The following is a 21689-nucleotide window of genomic DNA, read 5'->3' on the forward strand; positions in this document are numbered from 1 at the left end:
CAATGGATCAGGATAGATTCTTTTTAGAGTTGGCATTAGTAGAAGCCGAGAAAGCGCTACAGGATAATACGTATCCTGTAGGCGCAGTTATTGTAGATGAAGATTTCAACGTGATCGGAAAAGGTAGGAATAGAGTGCATTCCAGCCAAGACATTACAGCACATGCTGAAATAGACGCTATGCAAAACGCAGGCCCTGCCATGTTTGATGCCAAAATTAATAACAAAAAGTTCACGCTTTATAGCACCCTGGAGCCTTGCCCTATGTGTACGGGAGGAATTTTATTTGCTAAAATTCAACGAGTCGTCTGGCTACTAAATGACGACCAAGGGTTTGGTGGATATAAGAAGATAAAGGATTCCTCCATTTTTTTGGAAAAGTTTGATCGGATTGAAATGATAGAGGAGCCATTAGAAGATTTGAAAAAGAGACAGCTGGTTTTAATGGCAAACTGGGCGACGAATCCTAATAATGTGATTTCACTACGTAAGAAAGTGCAATAGGGAAGTATTAATCCCATAAACGTAATTACGTCTATTATTTGATAGAGGAAGAAAGCAGATTTTCTTTTATACTGGTGGAAGTATAGAGAAATAGTAAGTGCTTACCATATAAAGAAGCGAAATAGCGAACGAAATTGCATCTTCGAGAGCTTACTCTATGAATAAGAAAGTATCTTATCTCTAGTTATCCAAAAATGCACTAACCTGTTTCTAAGGGAGAAGGACAGATAAAGTGAAACTTCAATTAGTGGGGCTTCATCCCCGCTGATTTAAAAACTGAACTCAGGCAAATAACGCCACGTCGTGCGGCAATGCATGGGCAGTTCTCTACTGCCCGTTAATGCGGGACACAAGCCATAAAATTATCAAAAAAAAGGGATGCTAGTTGGTTGTGACGGAAGTCACAACCAACTAGCATCCCTAAAAATTCAATCGGTAATCATATAGCAAAACGTCTGTCCAAAGCCCTTCGAAAACGATAAAAACAGATTTTGAACTATAAGGACTGGCCATTTTTTTTGCCTGGTTTTACTCATTGTTTAGGAAATTATTAAATTTCAGACCTGTGATATGCTATCTAGTCATAGGGCAATAATCTGCTATATAATAGGTATTACAAAATGAAATAATTGGAAATGGAGATATATACTTGTCATACATTCTGATAGTTATATTGGCGGGCACAGTAAGTTTATTTCTTAGTTTGTACATACGAGTAAAAGCTAAAGATGCCCCTGGTGCAAAGTCTTATATTTTAGTTACATTTTTATCGTCGGTCTTCACCCTTGCATATGCTTTTGAATTAGCAAGTACATCCTTAAAAGAAATGAAGTTTTGGCTTAGTATCGAATATCTTGTCATGCCATTTATACCAATATTTGTCCTATTCATGTGTATGGAGTACGTAGGGCATAAATTAAAAACGTGGAATTATGTACTTTTCGTCATTCCCCTTACCACGATATTTATGATGCAAACAAATGAACTTCATCATTTCTATTACAGAACGATAACGGTGGATAGGAATGGACCTTTCCCTGTATTAGATTTAGAATGGGGTCCGTGGTTTTATGTTCATGCTATTTTTCTATTTGTATGCTTAATAATATCGGTTCTGGTATTGCTAAGGGAGTTCCGTAAATCTTTATGGATGTTCCGTATGCAAATTTTATTGATGGTGGCTGGTTTACTTACTCCAATCATAGCAAATTATTTTTATCTAAATGATTGGAGTAATGGCCTTGATCTTGGACCAATATCATTGAGTATTACTTTTATGTTCCACGGTTTAGCTCTTTTAACCTTACAAATGTTCAATGTTGCACCTATAGCTAGGGAAAGCGTATTTGAAAGTTTGAAAGAAGGCATAATTGTGTTAAATCAAAATCATGTGATAGTTGACTATAATAAAGCCGTATTAAATGTGATACCCACTATGAGCTCGCATTATATCGGTAAACCAATTGCTGAAGCTCTCGTTCAAAATCCCTTACTTACAGAGATGTTAGAAGAGGAACAGGAGTGCGATTACACTAAATTTCTAGAGTCGGGGGCTATACACTTTCGGATTAACTTTTCGGAAGTTGTAAATAAAAGTGGATTATATGTAGGTAAAATTATTACTTTTGTCAATGTGACTGAAAAAGTACGGATGGAAGAAAAGTTAAGGCAATTGGCAAGTTTAGATGGCTTAACACAGTTGTTTAATCGCACATTCTTTATGAGAAAATCTGAAATGATATTTGATGACATAATGATGGATGGGGGGAGTATCTCCATTATAATGTTTGACATCGATCATTTTAAAAGGGTAAATGACACGTTTGGTCATGGGGCAGGAGATATAGTATTGACTAATGTTACAAGCATTGCAAAGGAAAACTTAAGGGTAACAGACTTTATGGGTCGTTATGGTGGGGAAGAATTCATCATATGCATGCCTGAAACCTCTTTAGCAGAGGCTACTTATAGAGCTAATAAAATTCGACAAGCGGTAGAAGAAAGTTTTACGACCTTTAATGACGAGGAAATTCTTGTGACTTCAAGTTTTGGGGTATCCAATGTTAATATGGAAGCAGGAGAGGATAAGTACTCTGTCCAGCAGCTAATTAGACAAGCTGATCAAGCTTTATATGCTGCCAAACATAAAGGTAGAAACTGTGTGGAGATCTATGAGGCAAATGAGATCTTTGTGCAAATTTAGTATAAACAACATAAAGCACAGGCTCCCGAACCGCACCGTTGGGAGTCTTTTTTACGCTTAGGAAATAGTTTAACCTTAAATTTTATCAAGAATGTAGTATTCCATTTATAGGTGAGCGAATAACGGACGCTTTTGTGTATTGATCGTCTATGTTTGGGTTAGCCCCAGATATAAGTAATAGCTCTGCAATTGCATTATTTTTCGAATAAACCGCATGATGTAAAGCCGTCGTATTTTCTGCATTAAGGCAATTTCAAAAATGGATGTCTTTCACACAATATCCTCTCTCGTCATATTATTTTTACAAGAGGTGGTGAAAAATGCACGAAGAAAAAGAGGGCAATTTATACAATCCCTACGAAATGGAACAACAGGAATGGAAGAAGCGACAGGTAAAAGAGCGTGGAAAGCAATTACTAACTATTATTTCACCTATTTTCATTCTTTTGCTATGGGAAATTTGTTCACGAACAGGTGTACTTGATATACGATTTTTTCCACCGCCATCCGCCATTGTCTCAACGTTTTTTGAATTGATGACAAGTGGGTTGTTATGGACACATATTTCCGTCTCTTTATATAGAATAGCCGCTGGGTTTTTATTGGGGGTAATACCAGGAATAATTATTGGGCTTCTTATGGGATTGTATGCTCCGATTAGGCATTTCATCTCGCCGATTGTCATGGCATTTATGCCTATTCCAACTTTGGCTTTACTTCCGATTATTATTATCCTTTTTGGTATTGGAGATTTTTCAAAAGTTGTTACGATTGCAGGTAGTGTATTTTTCCCGGTAGTCATCAATACTGTCGCTGGTGTGTTGAATATAGAAAAGGTTCATTTAGATGTGGCCAAAAACTACGGAGCAAGTCCAACTGATTTCTTTTTTAGAATTGCATTTCCAGGTGCACTTCCCGTTATGTTAGAAGGCATACAGATGGGGCAGGCGATTGCTCTTCTTACGATTGTTGCAGCTGAGATGATGGGAGCTACATCAGGTATTGGATATTTGATATGGACCTCCTATAAAGCATTTATGTTGAAAGAAATGTTTGTAGGATTAATCCTAATTTCTTTTTTTGGGTTTTTATTTTCTCTTTTCTTACGTGGGCTACAACGAAAGATAGTTCCTTGGAGGTGATTAGATGGACCAACCAGTGAAAATTTCTATTGATAATCTCACGAAAGTTTTTTATAAGAAAAATAATAGTGTAACAGCTATACAAAATATTACGTTAAATGTAGAAGAAGGAGAGTTTGTCTGTATAGTTGGTCCAAGTGGATGTGGGAAAACAACTTTACTAAGAATACTAGCTGACTTGGAGCAACCAAGTTCGGGTACATTTTCTATCGAATCGGATACGGACTTTCGGCCACTACAATCGATGGTCTTTCAAGAGAAGGGAGTCATTCCTTGGTTGACTGTAGAAGAAAACGTATCATTTGGACTTAAAATGCGTCATTTGCCAAAAGAGTTTGTTCGTAAGCAAACCAATTATTATTTAAAAAAAGTTGGTCTTACTAAATTTTCAAAGCTATACCCAAAAGAACTTTCTGGTGGTATGAAACAACGTATAAGTATTGCACGGGCATTTGCAAATGATCCGGAAATACTACTAATGGATGAACCCTTTGCTGCACTGGATGAACAGAACAAATTCATACTACAGGAGGAACTGCTCTCTATTTGGTCTGAGACGAAAAAAACGGTGATATTCATTACACATAGTATTGATGAGGCTTTGCTATTAAGCGACCGTATAGTACTGATGAGCGCACACCCAGGAGAAATAGTAGAACAAATAAAAGTTCCACTTCCAAGACCCCGTACGATGGAGCAAGTTCGTGCAAATCTGGAAATGGCGGAGCAGTTTATAACGATCTGGAATCACCTGCAACAGGAAGTACAGAAGTCGAGAAAGTAAGGAGGAAATATGTGAAAAAATGGTGGATTATATTTATAGCATCTATTGTACTTCTATTAGGTGCATGCAGTTCTAAGGATAAGGAAGGTACCTCTGAAGTAAATGATGAAGTGAGTAAAGACAATCCTTCAGGAGACCTTGCGCCGTTAGATAAGAAGGTGAAGGTTATTATTGCAGAGGATGGATCTGCTTCTGGAGCGGGATTCTATATTGCAAAAGAAAAAGGATACTTTGAGGATTACAATATAGATGTAGAGTTTGCGGTGTTCTCGAATAGTGATGAAATGTTGCCAGCCCTTGCGTCTGGGGATGTAGATATCGCAGGAGGGGTATCGACTGCATCATTTTTTAATGCTATTGCACAAGGAATTGATGTGAAAATAATTGCAGACAAAGGGCATAATGTTCCAGGGAAATCCTATTTTTCATTTGTTATCGGAAATCAAATGGTAGATGAAATAAAAGATTATGAAGATTTTAAAGGTAAAAAAATTGCTATCTCCTCTAAAAACTCGATAGATGAATATATCTATTTGGAAATGCTCAAGCATGCTGGGTTAACACCTGAGGATGTAGAACTTGTATTACTTGCCGATTTCGGAAGTATGCTAGGTGCAATTGAAAATGGATCGATTGATGCAGCATTACAAATCGAACCACTAATAGCTCAAGGAATAGAGAATGAATTTCACCAGCGATTTGGAGATGCAACGGATTATGCACCTGAATCTCAAATTGCCATGGTTTTAGGATCCCCACAATTTATGAGTGAAGAACAGGATGTATCTCTCCGGTTTATGGCTGCATATTTAAAAGGGGTTCGAGACTACAACGATGCCTTTATCAAAGGTGAAAATAAAGCCGAAATTATAGACATTATGACAAAGTATACATCCCTAAAAGATACTGCACTTTGGGATAAAGTATTTGTAACTGGATTAGACCCAGATGGTAAAATGTTTTTAGATGATGTATTAAAGCAATATAATGCATACAAAGAAAACGGAGCCATTAGTGGGGAAGTAGACTTTGATAAGGCAGTAGATACATCTGTTACTGAAAAAGCGGTAGAAATATTAGGAGCATATGAAAAGTAAACGTCCAGAATCTTGGGCGTTTTTTTCAAAGGCAAGTTTACGTAGTTAAAGCTTTAGATGTGTTTTTCCTATAAATTATACTTTCTTAGATTGGATATAATACAATGGACAGATAAGCAAGTAAAAAAGAGGTGCGGAAAATGGTGAATATTTTAGTCGATGCAGATGGGTGTCCAGTAGTGGATTTGACTATTGATGTAGCGAAAAAGTTTAAAATGAAGGTAACATTACTATGCGATACTGCGCATTATATGCAACGAGAGGGTGCGGATACAATAATGGTATCTAAAGGGGCAGATGCTGTAGATTTTGTTTTAGTTAATAGAGTCAAAAAAGGGGACATAGTCGTGACACAGGACTATGGTTTAGCTGCGATGGTTTTAGCTAAACAGGGATTTGCTATCGATCAAAACGGACGATGGTATACCTCAGAAAATATTGACCAACTTCTCGATAGTCGCCATATATCCAAGAAAATTAGGCAGGCAGGTGGTCGTTTGAAGGGACCAAAAAAACGTCAAAAAGAAGACAATGAAAAATTTGAAGCAAGCTTCCATAAACTATGCGAGCATGCTCTTCAAGTCGGATACTAACTTTCTTCTTTCAATATAAGCTCGCTTAAGATTGGGCTATCTACGAAGACCCCGTTTGCATCAAGATGGAATGCATTTTTTATATCTATTTCATTTTTAAGAGAATAAAGATGAACTTGCAATCCATTTAATTGGGCATCATGGATAAAATCTTGATCAACTGATTTTAAATTGACTCCAATTCCACTAGCGTAAGCTTGTAACCGTTTATAATCAGAATGGGATAAAGCAGCTTTCTCTTTGAAACTAAATAGTTGAATAAGAGGAAGCGTCGGCTCTAGTGCATGAAAGTTTGTTAGGCTATCTTCATTAAACGACTCCACAATTACTTTTGGTAGATCTTGCCCTTCCCGAATTAAATCATACTTTTTTAATAAAGCGAGAAGCTTTTCTTCCATCCCTTCATAAATTCGTGGTGACTTCAATTCGATATAATAGTTCACTTCATCTCCAAAATGCAGAAAGATTTCCTCTAAAGTAGGAACCTGTTCGTTTTCAAACTCTCTATTAGCCAATCCTGGGTACTCCTCATTAAACCATTTTCCTGCATTTAGCTGTTTTAGTTCCTGCAAAGTATACTCCTTTACCAATCCAGTTCCATCTGTTGTACGATCCACCTTTTCATCGTGCATGGCAACTAGCACACCATCCTTCGTCATTTGTAAATCTATTTCAATATAATCTACCTCCGCTTGATGGGCAATTTCGTAGGCGATCATCGTATGTTCGGGTGCAAAGGCAGAAGCCCCACGGTGCGCGATGATTAAAAAATTTTCATTGGAAATAAGTTGTGTACTGTTGTCCTGGTTATCGCATCCAGTAACTAAACACAAACCTACTAGTATAGTAAAGAATAAGCGCATGAGAGACTCCTTTTGGGTATCAGGTCCTAAAACAATTCTGAATTGTATTATGACCTGATACTTTTTTGATTTTATGATTTCAGGATAGATAATCCTTTATATAATTTTTAAACATTCACTAAGAACTGTTCATCATAGCCAGTTTTTGATTTATTTTTACAGCCCAATGTTCTATTGACTCCGACTTTGGTTCATTAAACAAACCTATCTCCAATATCTCTTTATTAAATTCTCTAATGATACTGTAATACCTTCTTGCTAAACTACGATAGTTTCAGTGCATTTTTTTGTAGGCTTATTTAAACCGAGAACCTAAAAGAATACTCTTTATCTTTAGTCTTCCATCGTTTTTAAATAATAAAAAGAAACAATCTATTTAACATTTGTCATATTCTTTGGTATATTAGACGGTGGACAAAATTAGAAAAGGTGGAGTAAAAAATGGAAACAAATGCATACAGAGTATTACTTTACTATAAATATGTCCCGATTGAAGATCCAGTAACATTTGCGCAAGAACATCTTGCAGCATGTAAGGAAATTGGGTTAAAAGGGCGTATTTTAGTATCAGACGAAGGAATAAACGGAACTTGCTCAGGAACGATTGAACAAACTGATGCATACATGAACATGATGAAGGCAGATGATCGTTTTGCTGACATGGTGTATAAAATAGATGAAACTGAAGGACATGCCTTCAAAAAAATGCATGTTCGTCCTAAAAAAGAGATTGTGCATTTAGGATTAGCGGATGATATTAATCCAAATGAAATAACAGGACAATACCTCTCTCCAAAAGAGTTTTTTGAACAAATGCAAGCAGAAGATACGGTCGTAATTGATGCTCGTAATGATTATGAGTTCGACCTAGGTCACTTCCGAGGTGCGATACGTCCAGAAATTCGCAACTTCCGCGACCTGCCAGACTGGATGCTAGAAAACAAGGAAATGTTCGAAGGTAAAAAAGTGCTTACGTATTGTACTGGTGGAATACGTTGTGAAAAATTCTCTGGATGGTTAGTAAGAGAAGGTTTTGAAGGTGTTGGTCAACTTCACGGTGGGATTGCAACTTACGCCAAAGACCCGGAAGTACGGGGACAGCTTTGGGATGGTCAAATGTATGTATTTGATGAGCGCATCGCTGTGCCGATCAACCAAGTGGAGCATGTCGTTGTTGGTAAGGACCATTTCACAGGAGAGCCATGCGAGCGTTATGTAAACTGTGCAAACCCTGATTGTAATGACAAAATTCTTTGCTCAGAAGAAAATGAACACAAATATCTACGTAGCTGCTCCGATGAATGTCGTGAACATCCACGCAACCGCTACATTGTAGAGTATAATTTATCTGAAGAAGAAGTAGAAGCTAGACTAGCTGCTATAAAATAATAAATGGAATCCCATGCCGATATACTGGCATGGGATTTATTTTTGTGAAGTTAACTGTCACAATACTGTGACAGTATAATAAGTGGGTAATTGAAATATATTAAACGTATAGAGGGGATTTGCCTTCCTATATAGAAAGTAACAAGGAGTTCATTTTTCAAAAATAGAATGGAGGAACGTATATGTCAATCGAAGTGAAAAATATTTCAGATTTGAACGCAGTCAACGTATCCAAACTAATTAAAGAAAGTGAAAAAGAAGGATATCGTTTCGTATCAAGATTAGCCTCGGAATATGAAGACGGAACGCATCGCTTCAGTGAACAGGGAGAAGCAATTTATGGCGCATGGGATGAAGATGAGCTAGTAGCAATTGGCGGTTTGTTTCGAAATACTGCTAGTGAAGCTGACAACTCAGCTAGACTATACCGATTTTATACTTTACCGGAATATCGTCGAAAAGGTGTAGGAAGTGAACTTTTAAAGGTGGTTTCTGAAAACGCCAAAGGTCATTTTAAGGAAATAACTACTAAAACAGAATCCGCAAAGGCAGATTCATTTTACCGTGCGAATGGATTTTTATTTGATGAGCGTTCGCCAGATACTACGCACGTGATGAGCTTAGAATAGAAAGGGTTTACATTGATGGATAAACACGAATTGGAAATGAGATTTCCTTTAGTCTCAAATATGCAAAACAAAGAAGAAATAATATGGTTCAATCCTAGTATTATAAATTCAGAAGATGCTATAAAAAGCGTATCTGTTACTGCTGAGATGGTGCAAGATGCAAGTGATCGTTTAGATCGCTTTGCATCTTATTTATGTATTGCCTTCCCAGAGACAGCAACAACAAAAGGTATTATTGAGTCATCCCTTGTGAAAATTCCGACGATGGAATCTGCCTTAAAGGAATTCTTTCAAACTGAGTTTGATGGAGAATTACTATTAAAATGTGATAATGCATTACCAATTTCTGGATCTATAAAGGCTCGTGGTGGAATTTATGAAGTACTTAAAATTGCAGAGCAGCTTGCGATACGAGAAGGTTTATTGAAAGAAACAGATGATTATGCAATACTCACATCGGATAAATTCAAGCAATTTTTTTCTGATTATTCAATTGCTGTAGGTTCTACTGGAAATCTAGGGCTTAGCATAGGGATAATGAGTGCAAAGTTTGGCTTTCAAGTAACTGTCCATATGTCTAGCGATGCAAAGCAATGGAAAAAGGACATGCTACGTTCAAAAGGTGTAACAGTCGTAGAGTATGATTTTGATTATAGTATAGCTGTAATGGAAGGCAGAAAACAGGCGGAGAAGGATTCATCTTGCTTTTTTATAGACGACGAAAATTCTATTGATTTATTTGTCGGGTATGCCGTTGCAGCAGATAGATTGAAAACTCAATTGGAACAAATGCAAATTATTGTAGACGCCGAACACCCCCTATTTGTATACCTACCCTGCGGAGTTGGTGGTGGACCGGGAGGAGTCGCATTTGGACTAAAGCTTTTATTCGGTGACTATGTAAATTGCTTTTTTGCGGAGCCAACAAGCTCACCTTGCATGCTACTTGGACTAATGACCGGATTACATGAAAATATTTCAGTAGCTGATATCGGCCTTGATAACAAAACAGTTGCAGATGGACTGGCTGTAGGTCGACCATCAGGGTTTGTAGGAAAAACGTTGGAGCAGCTCATAAGTGGAAGCTTCACGATTAAAGATAAAACACTTTATGAGCTTTTAGCTTTATTGGCTGACACAGAAAATATTCTATTAGAACCGTCTGCACTTGCGGGCATGACAGGACCAATTCATTTAACAACACAAGGAGTACCCTTGAAAAAAACTACTCATATAGTTTGGGCAACTGGCGGAGGAATGGTTCCTTCTCAGGAAATGCAAATCTATTATGAAAAAGGAAAACAATATCTCTTTTGAACTAAATATCGATCCTACTTAGAGTCTAAGTAGGATTTTTTTATTGTTGTTTGCTCTACTATATGTAGAACAAATGTGTTATGCTATATATAGAACAAAATAAGGGAGGGCGACTTCATGTTTATTGAAATAGAATCTAATTCTGATGTCCCCATTTATTTGCAGCTGGCACACCAACTTATGGAAGGTATAGTACGAGGTGAGTTAAAGCCAGGTGACTCGCTACCGTCTGTTAGAGCGTTTGCGAGTGATCTTGGGATGAATATGCATACAGTAAATAAGACATATCACTATCTAGAGGAAAAAGAGTTTATACAAATAGTGGCAAAATCAGGTGTAATTATTCGACCAAGTGGTATTCCGAAGGCAACAGAGGAAGAAAAGCAAAAACTTGAAGCTCAGCTACGACCAATTATTACAGAGGGATTAGTTCGAAAGCTCTCAGAAGAAGAACTAGTAGAGATGGTACGCAAGCTCGTACAGAATATTGAGGAGGGGAAAGAATGATTATTGCACTCTTTGGATTCATCCTATTATTTATAACTATTTTACAAGCATTTATGCCGAAATTTCTAAAGCCAACAGAAGCATTTGGCGTGTATGTACCAGATAGCCACGCAAAAGATCCAGTAGTGATGAAACTAAAAAATAGGTACACAACAATTGTTTTAACGTTAGGGATGATCATTTTTGTAGCCTATTTATGGTGGGCATTAACACAAAATCCAACAGAGGAAACACTTATTCTAGTGAGCGTAAGTGTTCAGTTTACAACATTGTTTGTGAGCATCGGTTATTATTTTATGATGCATCTTCGAGTTAAAAAACTTAAAGAGTCGCAAAAGTGGTTAAGTGGTAAAAGCGAAGTGCGAGTAGTCGATGTAAACTTTCAGGAAAAACTCAAACTAATACCTCGTGTAATCTTTATCATTCCTATGATTGTTACTGTAGGTTTAATCATTTATACATTTATGAAATATGATCAAATGCCAGAGATGATTCCTACTCATTGGGGACCTACTGGAGAAGCAGATGCATTTAGTGAAAAAACATATTTTAGTGTAATAGCACTGCCACTTATTTTACTCGTTATGCAGGGGATGTTCCTTTTAATAAGTGAGGGCATGAAATTTTCAGGTGCTCGGCTAAATCCAACCAACAAAAAAACTTCACTTGAGCAGCAACTAGCATTTCGGAAATATACAAGTTTGTTGATGCTTTTTATCACTATTGGTATAACGCTAATGATGGGTTATTTTCATCTACAAACGATTCATCCAGAAATATCTTCTTCTATCATCATGTGGGCTCTGCCTCTGACCTTCTTAATACTAACATTTGTAGTTGTCAGCATTTATGCTATAAAAGTTGGCCAAAGCGGATCACGGTTAAAAGTAGAAGGAGACAGTCCAACAATAGAAAATAAGATAGCCGTTGATGAGGACCAATATTGGAAAGGCGGATTATTTTACATTAACAGAAATGATCCAAGTATAATGGTAGAAAAGCGATTTGGTGTAGGTTGGACACTTAATTTTGCTCATCCTATAAGCTGGATTGTTTTGCTCCTACCTCTAATCCTTATAATTGGAATAACATTTTTATTATAAGAAAAAGCAGCTACCCAAGTTTTTGGAAGCTGCTTTTTGCTTACTTAAATATTATTCTTCGTCAAAAACTTCTACTTTTTCCATTTTAGCACCATTTTTCATAGCTTTTGCTACTTCAAGTCCACTTGTTACTTGACCAAAAACAGTATGAACGCCATTTAAATGTGGTTGTGGCTCGTGAACGATGAAGAATTGACTAGAACCTGTGTCTTTACCAGCGTGTGCCATAGAAAGGCTACCTGCTTGGTGTGTATGTGGGTTTCCAGCAGTTTCACATTTAATCGTTTTGCCGCTTCCGCCCATACCTGTACCTGTTGGGTCTCCACCTTGACTTACAAAGCCAGGAATTACACGGTGGAATACTACTCCGTTATAAAATCCACTGTTTGCTAACTCTTCAAAGTTAGCTACTGTGTTTGGTGCCTCATTTGGGAATAAATCAAATTCAATTTTTTCTCCAGAATCCATTAAGAAATAACCTTTTTTTGTCATTTAAAACACTCCTTTTTCAAATAAATCATTTATTAGTATAGCATGTACCTAAGTCATTATCCAAAAACAGAGACTGCAGATTAATTTAATGTAATACCAAGAAGAACTAGCATAGTGTTCCTGATGCATATTTAAAAAAGGTGAGTTGCACAAGACGAAGATTATTATTTAGCTCTCCGGTTAAATTAGTCAATAATAGAAAGTGAGATAGTTTGAAATTTATAAGTTTACTACTAGTCAACTGCCCAGATTAACTATTTCCAATAAATAGTCTTAATAATAAAAATATTATTATGTTAAATTACCATAATTTAGTTTACAATATAATTATTACCGAAAAAGGGGGACTATTTAATTTGAAAAAGCTAGGGATTATCTTAACTGCATCTGCTTTATCGATTGGTGTGTTTTCATCCGCTGCTAGTGCAACAAATACAGTAGAGGGACAACCAACAAAGGCGGTAGCACAGGTGGCTGCTACAGAGAAGGTTGTTACTAAGGAAGAGTTGCTTAAAAAGTTTCGTTCTGCTTTTCCTGGGATTTTTGACTTTGTGAATGCGAGTGATTTTCATATGAGTTCTTATAATTATCCAGAGGATGAAGCAACAAGATATCATTTATTTTTTAACAAGCTGCAAAATGGGAAGGATATTAATGGAAGCATAGGATTTTATGGAGAAGATTCAGAGATAGAATCCTTTAGCTACGAGCCTATTAGTACTCCAGACGCTTTATTTCCAGCTAAGGTTTCTAAAGAAGAAGCTAAAAAGGTTGCAACCGATTTCGTTAAGAAATTTCTTAAGGGTGGTAATTACAAACTAGATGAGGATAATGATGATTACAATTATTTTTCTAAGCAAATCTTAACTAGGCCTATAAGTTATTCGTTTTCTTTCAATCGTATGAACGATGATGTTGCAATTGCTGACCAGAGTGTAAACTTAACAGTTCTCGGAAACGGAGAAATTGTAAGCTTTTATGGTTCACAAAAAACTAAATCTCCTACCTTTGAAGAAGTAAAAAAAGTAAAAGATCAAAAAGAAGCATTAGAAAAAATTAAAGGAAATCTTACTGCAAGGCTACAATATCAAGTTAACACCAACTATGAAACTGGGAAAAACGATGTGAAGCTGGTTTATGTGCCTGATGTTCTGAGTATGAATGCTGTTACAGGTGAATGGTTTAACGGTAAAGAATTTTTAGCAGAACAGCCAACTAAAAAGGAATATGTAAAGGTTACAAAAACTGCATTGCCAACTAAGGAAAATGGTATAACGAAGGAAGAGGCAAAGAAAGCTGCAGAAAAGTTATTACAAGTGAAATCTAACAAGATCAAGTTAAGCATTCAATCAGTCGAAGAAGTAAAAAATAGTTATGGCCAAGAAATATTTAGTATTCACTATATGTATAACTACGGTAATAGTGGAAGTGGAGCTACATTAGAATTTGATAAGAAAACTGGTGAGCTGCTCCAGTATCATAATACACAAAACAGTTTATTGTTCGAAATAGATGATACTAAAGAGGATGTCGCTATTTCTGAAAAAGAGGCAATTGCTCAAGCAGTAAAATATTTAAAGGAAATGGTGCCTTCTTATCTTCACGAGTATGCTATGCCTTTAGAGGAAGGTTATACCAATGAAACAACGGAAAATTACTATTTAACCTTCCCTCGCATAGTTAATGGGGTTATGGTTAGCGGAGATCAAATTAGTGTCAATATTCATAAAGACGGCTCTTTAGACAGTTTGAATGTAATTAGACCACAAATTGATAAGTGGCCAGCTTTAGACAAGATAATCTCTGTAAAAGAAGCTGAGGATATTTTGAGTAAAACACTAAGTTTAAAAATGAGCTATATGAAAGAAAATCAAAAGAAAGAAAATAAACATTATAATTTAATATACTCTCCATTTTTTAATGAAAATGCCTTTAATGTGTTAGAAGCGAATTCTGGCAAATGGATTAACCAATACAATATGGAAGTGACTCCCGAGGTTTCTCACCCAACAGCAGCAGAAGAGCTGAACTATTTAATCAAAGCAAAGGTATTGACGGTTAATGATCCAAAAACCTTTAACGGAGATGCAGCAGTGTCTAGAGGGGAAGCAATCAAAATTATGATGAATTCCTTAACGTATATCTATGAGACAAGCAATTATATAGAATCGGATAGTATGAAGCAATCCTTTACAAACGTTGACCCTAAACATGTTTCCTATCAAGCAATTGAGCGTGCTGTGGAAGCAGGGATTTTAAAAACAGACCAGAAGATCTTTGATATAAATAGTCCCGTTACGAAAGAAGAACTAGCAGTATGGTATATTCGTGCACTAGGTCTTGAGCAAGCAGCAAAACAAAACAATATTTTTAAAAATGAATTTACAGACAGTAAAAAAGTGAAAGTGGAAAACACAGGATATGTGGTTTTAGCCCATTCACTTGGATTAATGAAGGCAGAAAAAAATCAGTTTAACCCAACAAAAGAAGTAACATATGCAGATTTGGCAGTGTCTTCTATTCGCCTAGCATATGAGATCGCGAATAAGGGAAGAGATTTCAGATATTATTATTAAATCCCAATCAAATAAATAATCAACAATATAACAAGAGGGTTATGACAACAGTCACGACCCTCTATTTTAGTGGGAAAATTAAACTGCACAGGAGCTACTCTTTTTTCATACTATATTTATGAGGTGAGGAAATGCCAAGAGTAAAATACAAAAGTTCAGACATTGACCTAATGGCAAGAATGATGAGGGCAGAAGCCGAAGCAGAAGGGCAGCAAGGAATGTTATATGTTGGAAATGTAATTGTTAACCGTGCTATAGCAGATTGTTTAGACTTTCAAGATGTAAGAACAATCGAAGATGTCATTTTTCAGGTACAAGGAGGAAATTATTCTTTTGAAGCTGTTCAGAAGGGGAATTTGTTTTATGAAAGAGCAAGATCTGTTGAAAAAAAATTAGCAAAAAGGGCTTTGGATTCTTGGAGGGACCATCCAGCGAAATATGCTCTTTGGTATTTTAATCCATACGCTCCCTGTCCTCCAACATGGTACGATCAACCTTTTTCGGGTCAATTTAAACAACATTGTTTTTATGAACCAGCAGCTGGAACATGTGAAAGTGTTTATAGGGGCTAGGTTGTGTAGCGGTTTGTTGTATTCAAGAATTTAAAAGGGAACTTCCTGGATAGCGATGTTCCTTTTTTAATTGGATTACGTACCATATCAAATTTCATATATACTAATTTATTTATTATTTTGCTCCGCCTTTTAGCTACAAATTTAAGATTTCTAAGTATCGATAACCACCATTATCAGTACTTAGAGCATACATAGATAGGCTGTCCAAGAGTTTGGGGTCTTTTATAAAGAAGATCTAGCTCTAATAAGACCCAACATGTTAAATTTACCAGAAATAAATCTACTGTATTTACTTCTGGTTCTTTCAGTTTTTGGGCATAAATAATGTAAAACATTTTAAGAACATTTATAATTTCTGTTGCTTCATTAAGTACCAAAGACCACTCGTTAGTTCTTTTACTACTTGTATCATCTCACTATCGCTAAATTCATTGTTCATTGTTCGTAATAATGATTCTAGTACAATATTTCGAATTGGCTGTTGCTCAAGCTCCTGTGTAACTGCTTCAATAATCTCTTGCTGATTTTTGGTAAAATCGCTACTTTTTTTAAACTGTTCTAACTGCTCAAACACATCCTTACGTGTTAATTCGATCGCTACAAATGAACTAATGAATATATGTAAATCATCTGTATTTAAAACACTTGTTTGTTCATGCATGAGCATCTCCACAATCTTTTCTATATAACGTAATGTGTTTTTTATAACAATTTCAAATTTAAAATCCTGCTGGTTCATTAAGCGACCTGTGAATGTTAAGTGCTGTAAAATCCCATAATAAATGATAGCAGCTTCAAATGAGTGGCTTCGTATTTCTTCCCCAAACACTTCGATAAAGCGCTGCCCTAACCACTGTAGCTCATGTACGCGTGATTTTAGTACTAATTTCTTTAATTCCTTGTCGCCTGAATGTAAGATTTCTTCATAAATTTTATCTAATCCTCTGGACTCATTAATTAGTAATAAGACTGTAATTTGTTCTACTAATACATCCAGATCCTTTGCGTCCTTACCTATCATTTGCCCGCTCCGCATTAATGCAGCATCGTAGCGTGTCTGCTCTAAAATAGCTTCTACACAATCGTTTTTTGATGAAAAATAATTATAAAAGGTTCCCTTAGAGATACTTGCTCTCTCTAAAATATCTTGTATCGATGTATTAGCGATCCCTTGCTCTACAAATAAGGATATTGCGTGATCGACCACTGCTTTTTTACGTTTATTCATAATTACTCCTTTTTCAACTTATTATGGTCATTATATAACATATTTTCGTTGAAAATGTATTATTTATACTGCGAAGACTTTTTTATAGACAAATTTGGACTGCTAGTATAAAATCTTTCAAGTGAATAAAAAAGGAATATATGATTTTAAGGAGACAATACAAATGAATACTTCAACAATAGAGAAGAAACCACCGTATTTAATGCTGGCAATTTTATTTTTCGGTGCCTTTGTTTCTTTCTTAAATAACTCATTATTAAACGTCGCATTACCATCAATTCGCGATGATTTTGGTCAAGACTATTCAACAGTACAATGGTTAGCAACTGGTTATATGCTAGTAAGCGGTGTGTTAATTCCGGTTTCAGCGTTTTTAATAACACGCTTTAAAAACCGAACATTATTTATCGTATCAATGATCTTATTTACAATCGGTACTGCAATGGCTGCTCTTGCGCCAAGCTTCAGCTTCCTATTAGCAGGTCGTATGGTACAAGCAGCTGGTTCGGCAGTTATGGGACCATTGTTAATGAATGTTATGTTAGTTAGCTTCCCACGTGAAAAACGTGGTGCAGCTATGGGTATTTTCGGTTTAGTTATGATTACAGCTCCAGCAATTGGACCAACTTTGTCAGGCTATATCGTACAATACTACGACTGGCGAGTGTTGTTTGAAATGATTTTACCGTTTGCAATTCTTTCCATTATTCTAGCGATCTGGAAACTTGAAAATGTGATGGTTACACGTAAAGTATCTCTAGATTACTTTTCAATTGTGTTATCTGTAATTGGTTTCGGTGGTATTTTATACGGTTGTTCAATGGCGAGTTCAAATGGTTGGGGAGACACAGTTGTTTTAACAACAATTATTGTCGGTGCTGTAGCATTATTCTTATTCATTAGACGCCAATTCAAACTAGAGGAACCCTTATTGGACTTACGAGTTTATAAATATCCAATGTTCGCACTTGGTTCTATTATTTCAATGATAAATGCCGCAGCTCTATTCTCAGGGATGATTTTAACACCTGCATACGTACAAGACGTGCGAGGTATTGATCCTTTAGAATCTGGTTTAATGATGTTACCTGGTGCCATTATTATGGGAGTTATGTCGCCGATTACAGGGAAATTATTCGATAAATTTGGTCCTCGAATTTTAGCGGTTATTGGTTTAGGTATTACGGCTATTGCAACATTCATGCTTGCAGGTTTAAATCTCGATTCTTCACATACTTATATTATAGTTATTTACTCAATTCGTATGCTCGGTATGTCAATGGTTATGATGCCAATTATGACAAATGGTTTAAACCAATTACCAACACGTTTAAACCCACATGGTACAGCAGTTAACAATACAGCACAACAGGTAATCGGTTCAATTGGTACTGCTATCTTTGTTACGATTATGACTAGTGCTGCGGCTACTCGTGGTAAGGAATTGGCTGCTTCATTGAATCCTGCATCCATGACAGAAGAAGCAATGAAATCCATACAAGCACAAAGCTTATTGCATGGTGTTCAACTATCATTCATCGTTGCGGCTGTTGTCACATGTGTAGCATTAATTTTATCATTCTTCTTAAAACGTGTGGACGTAAGCGCAAAAGCACTTGCTAACATTGAAAAAGAAGAAAAGCGTTAATCGAAGGGCTGTTCCAAAAGTGATATTACATCACTTGGGACAGCCCTATTATTGTGGTTTTTTACTAATTGTAGCGGTAAAGGCAAATGATGATGTAAACTTGTGTAAGCAAAGCATGAAAGTGTAATATACAAAAAGAGGTGAAGCTAAATGAATGGGCAAAATAGAAAAGATGTAAAACCTGGATTGGAAGTATATATAGTATTAAAAAAAGATCAACGATCCGGAGAGAAAACAAGAGGAATTGTGAAAGACTTATTAACGAATTCTTCCTTTCATCCACATGGCATTAAAGTTCGATTAACGGACGGACAAATAGGACGAGTTTGTGAAATCATAGGATAAATGACAGCGTGAAAAGGGAGTGTAGTTGAAGTGCAAGTAGAAACTCAAATTTTACAGTGGTTTAACCACTTTCATCAATATCCAGAAGTTAGCTGGAAGGAATATGAAACAACAAATAAGCTTGCAGAAATATTAGAGGCTTTAGGTATTTCCTATCGCAGATTTGATGATGTAACTGGATTATTAGCAGAAATTGGTGAAGGACCAGAAGTAATTGCTGTTCGCGCCGATATTGATGCACTATGGCAAGAAGTAGACGGCGAGTTCCGTGCCAATCATTCCTGTGGACATGATGCGAATATTTCGATGGTGTTGGGAGCATTATTGCTATTAAAGGATGAAAAGTTAACCAAACGAATTCGTTTTATCTTCCAACCTGCAGAAGAAAAAGGTAATGGAGCAAACTCTATGATAGATCGAGGGGCGCTAGATGATGTCACGCATCTATTTGGTGTACATTTACGCCCGATTGAAGAACTTCCATTTGGAAAAGTTGCACCCGCTATACATCACGGTGCGGCATTATTTGTAGAAGGTAAGATAAAAGGAACTGATGCACATGGTGCTAGACCTCACCAGGGCAATAATGCGATCGATGTAGTTATGGCTATTCATCAAGCGTTGAAAAATATGTATTTTTCTCCATTCGAATCGTATTCTGCTAAGCTGACGAAAATTCATGCAGGTGGAGAAAATGCGAATATTATCCCGGGTATTGCAACGTTTTCTATCGATGTGAGAGCGGCAAAAAATAGTATTTTATTTCAATTGAAAGATCGAATTGAAAAAGATTTGAATACAATTCAACAATTATTTGATCTAGAAATTGAGTGGGAATTTCAAGATATTACACCAGGTGCTGAAGTATCGAAGGAAGCGGCAGCGATTTCTAAAGCTGCAATTATTGAAACCGTAGGTATCGAAAACTTGGCAGAAGAAGTAATTACTTCGGGAAGCGATGATTTTCATTTTTATACAATTAGACATCCAGAAGTGAAGGCTGCAATGATTGGCATTGGTGCTGATTTGGGACCAGGATTACATCATCCTAATATGACATTTAACAGAGATGCATTATTTTTAGGTGCTAAAGTTATAGCGAAAACGCTTTCAAATATTTCCAAATAGTATTGACTAGCCCCTCATTTCCCTTTATTATTACTCTATTAACGACTATTAAACGTCAATTTCGAATTGTCTCAATAGTTGTAAGGGGGAAATGTCTTGGAGGAAAAGAAAGCGGTTACTAAGAAAGAGATGTCTTTACTATGGGCTATTACACCATTAACAATTATGATACTGACAATGGTTATTACGATTATAAAATTAGACCAAGGACCACATATTCCATTAATCGTTGGGACAACTGTTGCTGCGATTGTTGCATGGAAGCATGGATTCAAATGGTCTGATATTGAGGAAATGATGTATAAAGGTATTAAACTGGCGTTGCCAGCAGTAGTTATTATTATTTTGGTAGGATTAATCATTGGGGCATGGATAGGCGGCGGTGTTGTTGCTACAATGATCTTCTATGGTCTGAAAATCATTACTCCAGCCTTCTTCTTAGTAACTATTTGTGTTATTTGTGCAATTGTTTCTCTTGCAATCGGTAGTTCATGGTCGACTATGGGAACAATCGGTGTTGCAGGAATGGGAATTGGCCTTAGTATGGGAATTCCAGCCGGAATGATTGCTGGAGCGGTAATTTCTGGAGCTTACTTTGGAGATAAGATGTCGCCATTATCTGATACAACAAACCTTGCAGCAGGACTAACAGGAACTGATCTATTTGTACATATTAAACATATGTTTTATACCACTATACCAGGAACCCTAATAGCTCTTGGAGTATATGCTTTCCTTGGAAATAGATATAAATCAAGTAATATTGATCAAGAAGGGATCAACCAAACAATATCCATGTTAGATCAAAGCTTTGTCATTTCTCCATGGTTATTATTAGTTCCCCTTGCAGTTATCGTATTAGTAGCACTTAAAGTACCAGCTATACCAGCATTGCTTGTTGGAATTTTATTGGGCTTTCTATCTCAAATACTTATCCAAGGTGGAAGCGTTGCAGCTGCAGTTGGAGCATTGCAAAGTGGATATGTTATCGATACTGGAAATGCGATGGTAGATGAATTGTTTAACCGTGGTGGTTTAGATTCGATGATGTATACGGTTTCCATGACGATTGTTGCTATGACATTTGGAGGTATATTGGAATACTCTGGAATGCTTCAATCCATTATGAATCAAATCTTAAAATTTGCGAAAACAGCTGGATCACTTATAGCTTCAACAATTGTCGCTTGTTTTGCAACGAATGCTACTTGTTCAGAGCAATACATTTCTATCGTTGTTCCAGCTCGAATGTTTTCAAAGACATATACAAAAATGGGATTACATTCTAAAAATCTATCCCGTGCTTTAGAAGATGGAGGTACACTTACGTCGGTCTTTGTTCCATGGAATACATGTGGAGTATTTATCTTAGCAACATTAGGTGTAGGGGTAGCAGAGTATGCAGCATTTGCTGTTTTAAACTTTATCGTACCAATTATTTCTATTATCTATGCAATGACAGGCTTTACGATCCAAAAAATATCTGAGGCTGAGAAGTTAGAAATATTGAGTAAAGAAACCATAGAAGCATAATAACAAAAAGGGAGTTCTCAAAGAACTCCCTTTT

General features: G+C 36.4%; 20 protein-coding genes and 1 pseudogene. 17 read left to right on the plus strand and 4 right to left on the minus strand.

Annotated features, from left to right (window positions below; genetic code table 11):
* Nucleotides 1–2 precede the first annotated feature (2 nt).
* Both ACN6MX_RS20495 and ACN6MX_RS20500 read left to right on the plus strand, forming a co-directional pair.
* Complete coding sequence (locus tag ACN6MX_RS20495) at nt 3–503, plus strand: nucleoside deaminase (protein WP_419960570.1); 501 nt, start codon at nt 3–5, stop codon at nt 501–503.
* Nucleotides 504–1152: 649 nt separating this feature from the next.
* Complete coding sequence (locus ACN6MX_RS20500; protein ID WP_419960571.1) at nt 1153–2706, plus strand: histidine kinase N-terminal 7TM domain-containing protein; 1554 nt, start codon at nt 1153–1155, stop codon at nt 2704–2706.
* 85 nt (nt 2707–2791) lie between these two features.
* On the opposite strand, the pseudogene ACN6MX_RS20505 reads toward ACN6MX_RS20500, so the two are convergent.
* Nucleotides 2792–2926, minus strand: a pseudogene (locus ACN6MX_RS20505) (hypothetical protein); the annotation flags it as partial.
* Nucleotides 2927–3026: 100 nt separating this feature from the next.
* Between ACN6MX_RS20505 and ACN6MX_RS20510 the strand changes: the two are divergent.
* The 4 genes from ACN6MX_RS20510 to ACN6MX_RS20525 all read left to right on the plus strand — a co-directional run bounded on the left by ACN6MX_RS20510 (nt 3027) and on the right by ACN6MX_RS20525 (nt 6322).
* The gene (locus ACN6MX_RS20510; protein WP_419960572.1) at nt 3027–3848 is read left to right on the plus strand and encodes an ABC transporter permease; all 822 of its coding nucleotides are present in this window, start codon (nt 3027–3029) and stop codon (nt 3846–3848) included.
* 4 nt (nt 3849–3852) lie between these two features.
* Complete coding sequence (locus ACN6MX_RS20515; protein ID WP_419960573.1) at nt 3853–4632, plus strand: ABC transporter ATP-binding protein; 780 nt, start codon at nt 3853–3855, stop codon at nt 4630–4632.
* An 11-nt stretch (nt 4633–4643) separates the two neighbouring features.
* Nucleotides 4644–5729 carry an ABC transporter substrate-binding protein gene (locus ACN6MX_RS20520; protein WP_419960574.1) on the plus strand — a complete coding sequence of 362 codons (1086 nt, stop codon included), beginning with the start codon at nt 4644–4646 and terminating at the stop codon, nt 5727–5729.
* A 140-nt stretch (nt 5730–5869) separates the two neighbouring features.
* The gene (locus ACN6MX_RS20525) at nt 5870–6322 is read left to right on the plus strand and encodes a YaiI/YqxD family protein (protein WP_419960575.1); all 453 of its coding nucleotides are present in this window, start codon (nt 5870–5872) and stop codon (nt 6320–6322) included.
* Here the strand turns inward: ACN6MX_RS20525 and ACN6MX_RS20530 are convergent.
* The gene (locus ACN6MX_RS20530) at nt 6319–7185 is read right to left on the minus strand and encodes a glycerophosphodiester phosphodiesterase family protein (RefSeq protein ID WP_419960576.1); all 867 of its coding nucleotides are present in this window, start codon (nt 7183–7185) and stop codon (nt 6319–6321) included. The genes ACN6MX_RS20525 and ACN6MX_RS20530 overlap by 4 nt on opposite strands.
* A gap of 441 nt (nt 7186–7626) precedes the next feature.
* On the opposite strand from ACN6MX_RS20530, the gene ACN6MX_RS20535 reads away from it, so the two are divergent.
* From ACN6MX_RS20535 to ACN6MX_RS20555, 5 genes are all read left to right on the plus strand, one after another.
* Entirely contained in the window at nt 7627–8574 is a 948-nt protein-coding gene (locus ACN6MX_RS20535) for a rhodanese-related sulfurtransferase (protein ID WP_419960577.1), read from the plus strand.
* Between the two features lie 182 nt (nt 8575–8756).
* Entirely contained in the window at nt 8757–9203 is a 447-nt protein-coding gene (locus tag ACN6MX_RS20540) for a GNAT family N-acetyltransferase (RefSeq protein ID WP_419960578.1), read from the plus strand.
* Nucleotides 9204–9218: 15 nt separating this feature from the next.
* Nucleotides 9219–10520: a D-serine ammonia-lyase gene (locus ACN6MX_RS20545; protein WP_419960579.1), complete on the plus strand. Its 1302-nt coding sequence runs from the start codon at nt 9219–9221 to the stop codon at nt 10518–10520.
* Nucleotides 10521–10637: 117 nt separating this feature from the next.
* Nucleotides 10638–11027, plus strand: coding sequence for a GntR family transcriptional regulator (locus ACN6MX_RS20550; RefSeq protein WP_093536636.1), 390 nt, complete (start codon nt 10638–10640; stop codon nt 11025–11027).
* Nucleotides 11024–12130 carry a DUF1648 domain-containing protein gene (locus tag ACN6MX_RS20555; protein ID WP_419960580.1) on the plus strand — a complete coding sequence of 369 codons (1107 nt, stop codon included), beginning with the start codon at nt 11024–11026 and terminating at the stop codon, nt 12128–12130. The genes ACN6MX_RS20550 and ACN6MX_RS20555 overlap by 4 nt, the downstream gene beginning before the upstream one ends.
* 51 nt (nt 12131–12181) lie before the next feature.
* On the opposite strand, the gene ACN6MX_RS20560 is transcribed toward ACN6MX_RS20555, so the two are convergent.
* Nucleotides 12182–12622 (minus strand): peptidylprolyl isomerase, encoded by a 441-nt coding sequence (locus tag ACN6MX_RS20560; protein ID WP_419960581.1) that lies wholly within the window; start codon nt 12620–12622, stop codon nt 12182–12184.
* Between the two features lie 356 nt (nt 12623–12978).
* On the opposite strand from ACN6MX_RS20560, the gene ACN6MX_RS20565 reads away from it, so the two are divergent.
* Together ACN6MX_RS20565 and ACN6MX_RS20570 are read left to right on the plus strand one after the other, a co-directional pair.
* Nucleotides 12979–15198 carry an S-layer homology domain-containing protein gene (locus tag ACN6MX_RS20565; protein ID WP_419960582.1) on the plus strand — a complete coding sequence of 740 codons (2220 nt, stop codon included), beginning with the start codon at nt 12979–12981 and terminating at the stop codon, nt 15196–15198.
* A 131-nt stretch (nt 15199–15329) separates the two neighbouring features.
* Nucleotides 15330–15770 (plus strand): cell wall hydrolase, encoded by a 441-nt coding sequence (locus ACN6MX_RS20570; RefSeq protein ID WP_419960583.1) that lies wholly within the window; start codon nt 15330–15332, stop codon nt 15768–15770.
* 349 nt (nt 15771–16119) lie between these two features.
* Here the strand turns inward: ACN6MX_RS20570 and ACN6MX_RS20575 are convergent, their stop codons facing one another.
* Nucleotides 16120–17001, minus strand: a complete 882-nt coding sequence (locus ACN6MX_RS20575; RefSeq protein WP_419960584.1) for a TetR family transcriptional regulator — start codon at nt 16999–17001, stop codon at nt 16120–16122.
* Between the two features lie 163 nt (nt 17002–17164).
* Between ACN6MX_RS20575 and ACN6MX_RS20580 the strand changes: the two genes are divergently transcribed.
* From ACN6MX_RS20580 to nhaC, 4 genes are all read left to right on the plus strand, one after another.
* Nucleotides 17165–18649 carry a DHA2 family efflux MFS transporter permease subunit gene (locus tag ACN6MX_RS20580; RefSeq protein ID WP_419960585.1) on the plus strand — a complete coding sequence of 495 codons (1485 nt, stop codon included), beginning with the start codon at nt 17165–17167 and terminating at the stop codon, nt 18647–18649.
* A gap of 150 nt (nt 18650–18799) precedes the next feature.
* Nucleotides 18800–18994 carry a YwbE family protein gene (locus tag ACN6MX_RS20585; RefSeq protein ID WP_419960586.1) on the plus strand — a complete coding sequence of 65 codons (195 nt, stop codon included), beginning with the start codon at nt 18800–18802 and terminating at the stop codon, nt 18992–18994.
* 30 nt (nt 18995–19024) lie between these two features.
* Complete coding sequence (locus tag ACN6MX_RS20590; RefSeq protein ID WP_419960587.1) at nt 19025–20122, plus strand: amidohydrolase; 1098 nt, start codon at nt 19025–19027, stop codon at nt 20120–20122.
* Between the two features lie 129 nt (nt 20123–20251).
* A complete protein-coding gene (gene nhaC / locus ACN6MX_RS20595; protein ID WP_419962680.1) occupies nt 20252–21655 on the plus strand; it encodes a Na+/H+ antiporter NhaC in 1404 nt (467 codons plus the stop codon).
* The last annotated feature ends 34 nt before the right edge of the window (nt 21656–21689 follow it).

It is taken from the genome of Psychrobacillus sp. BM2 (assembly GCF_048572895.1).
In the GTDB taxonomy this organism is placed as follows: Bacteria; Bacillota; Bacilli; order Bacillales_A; family Planococcaceae; genus Psychrobacillus.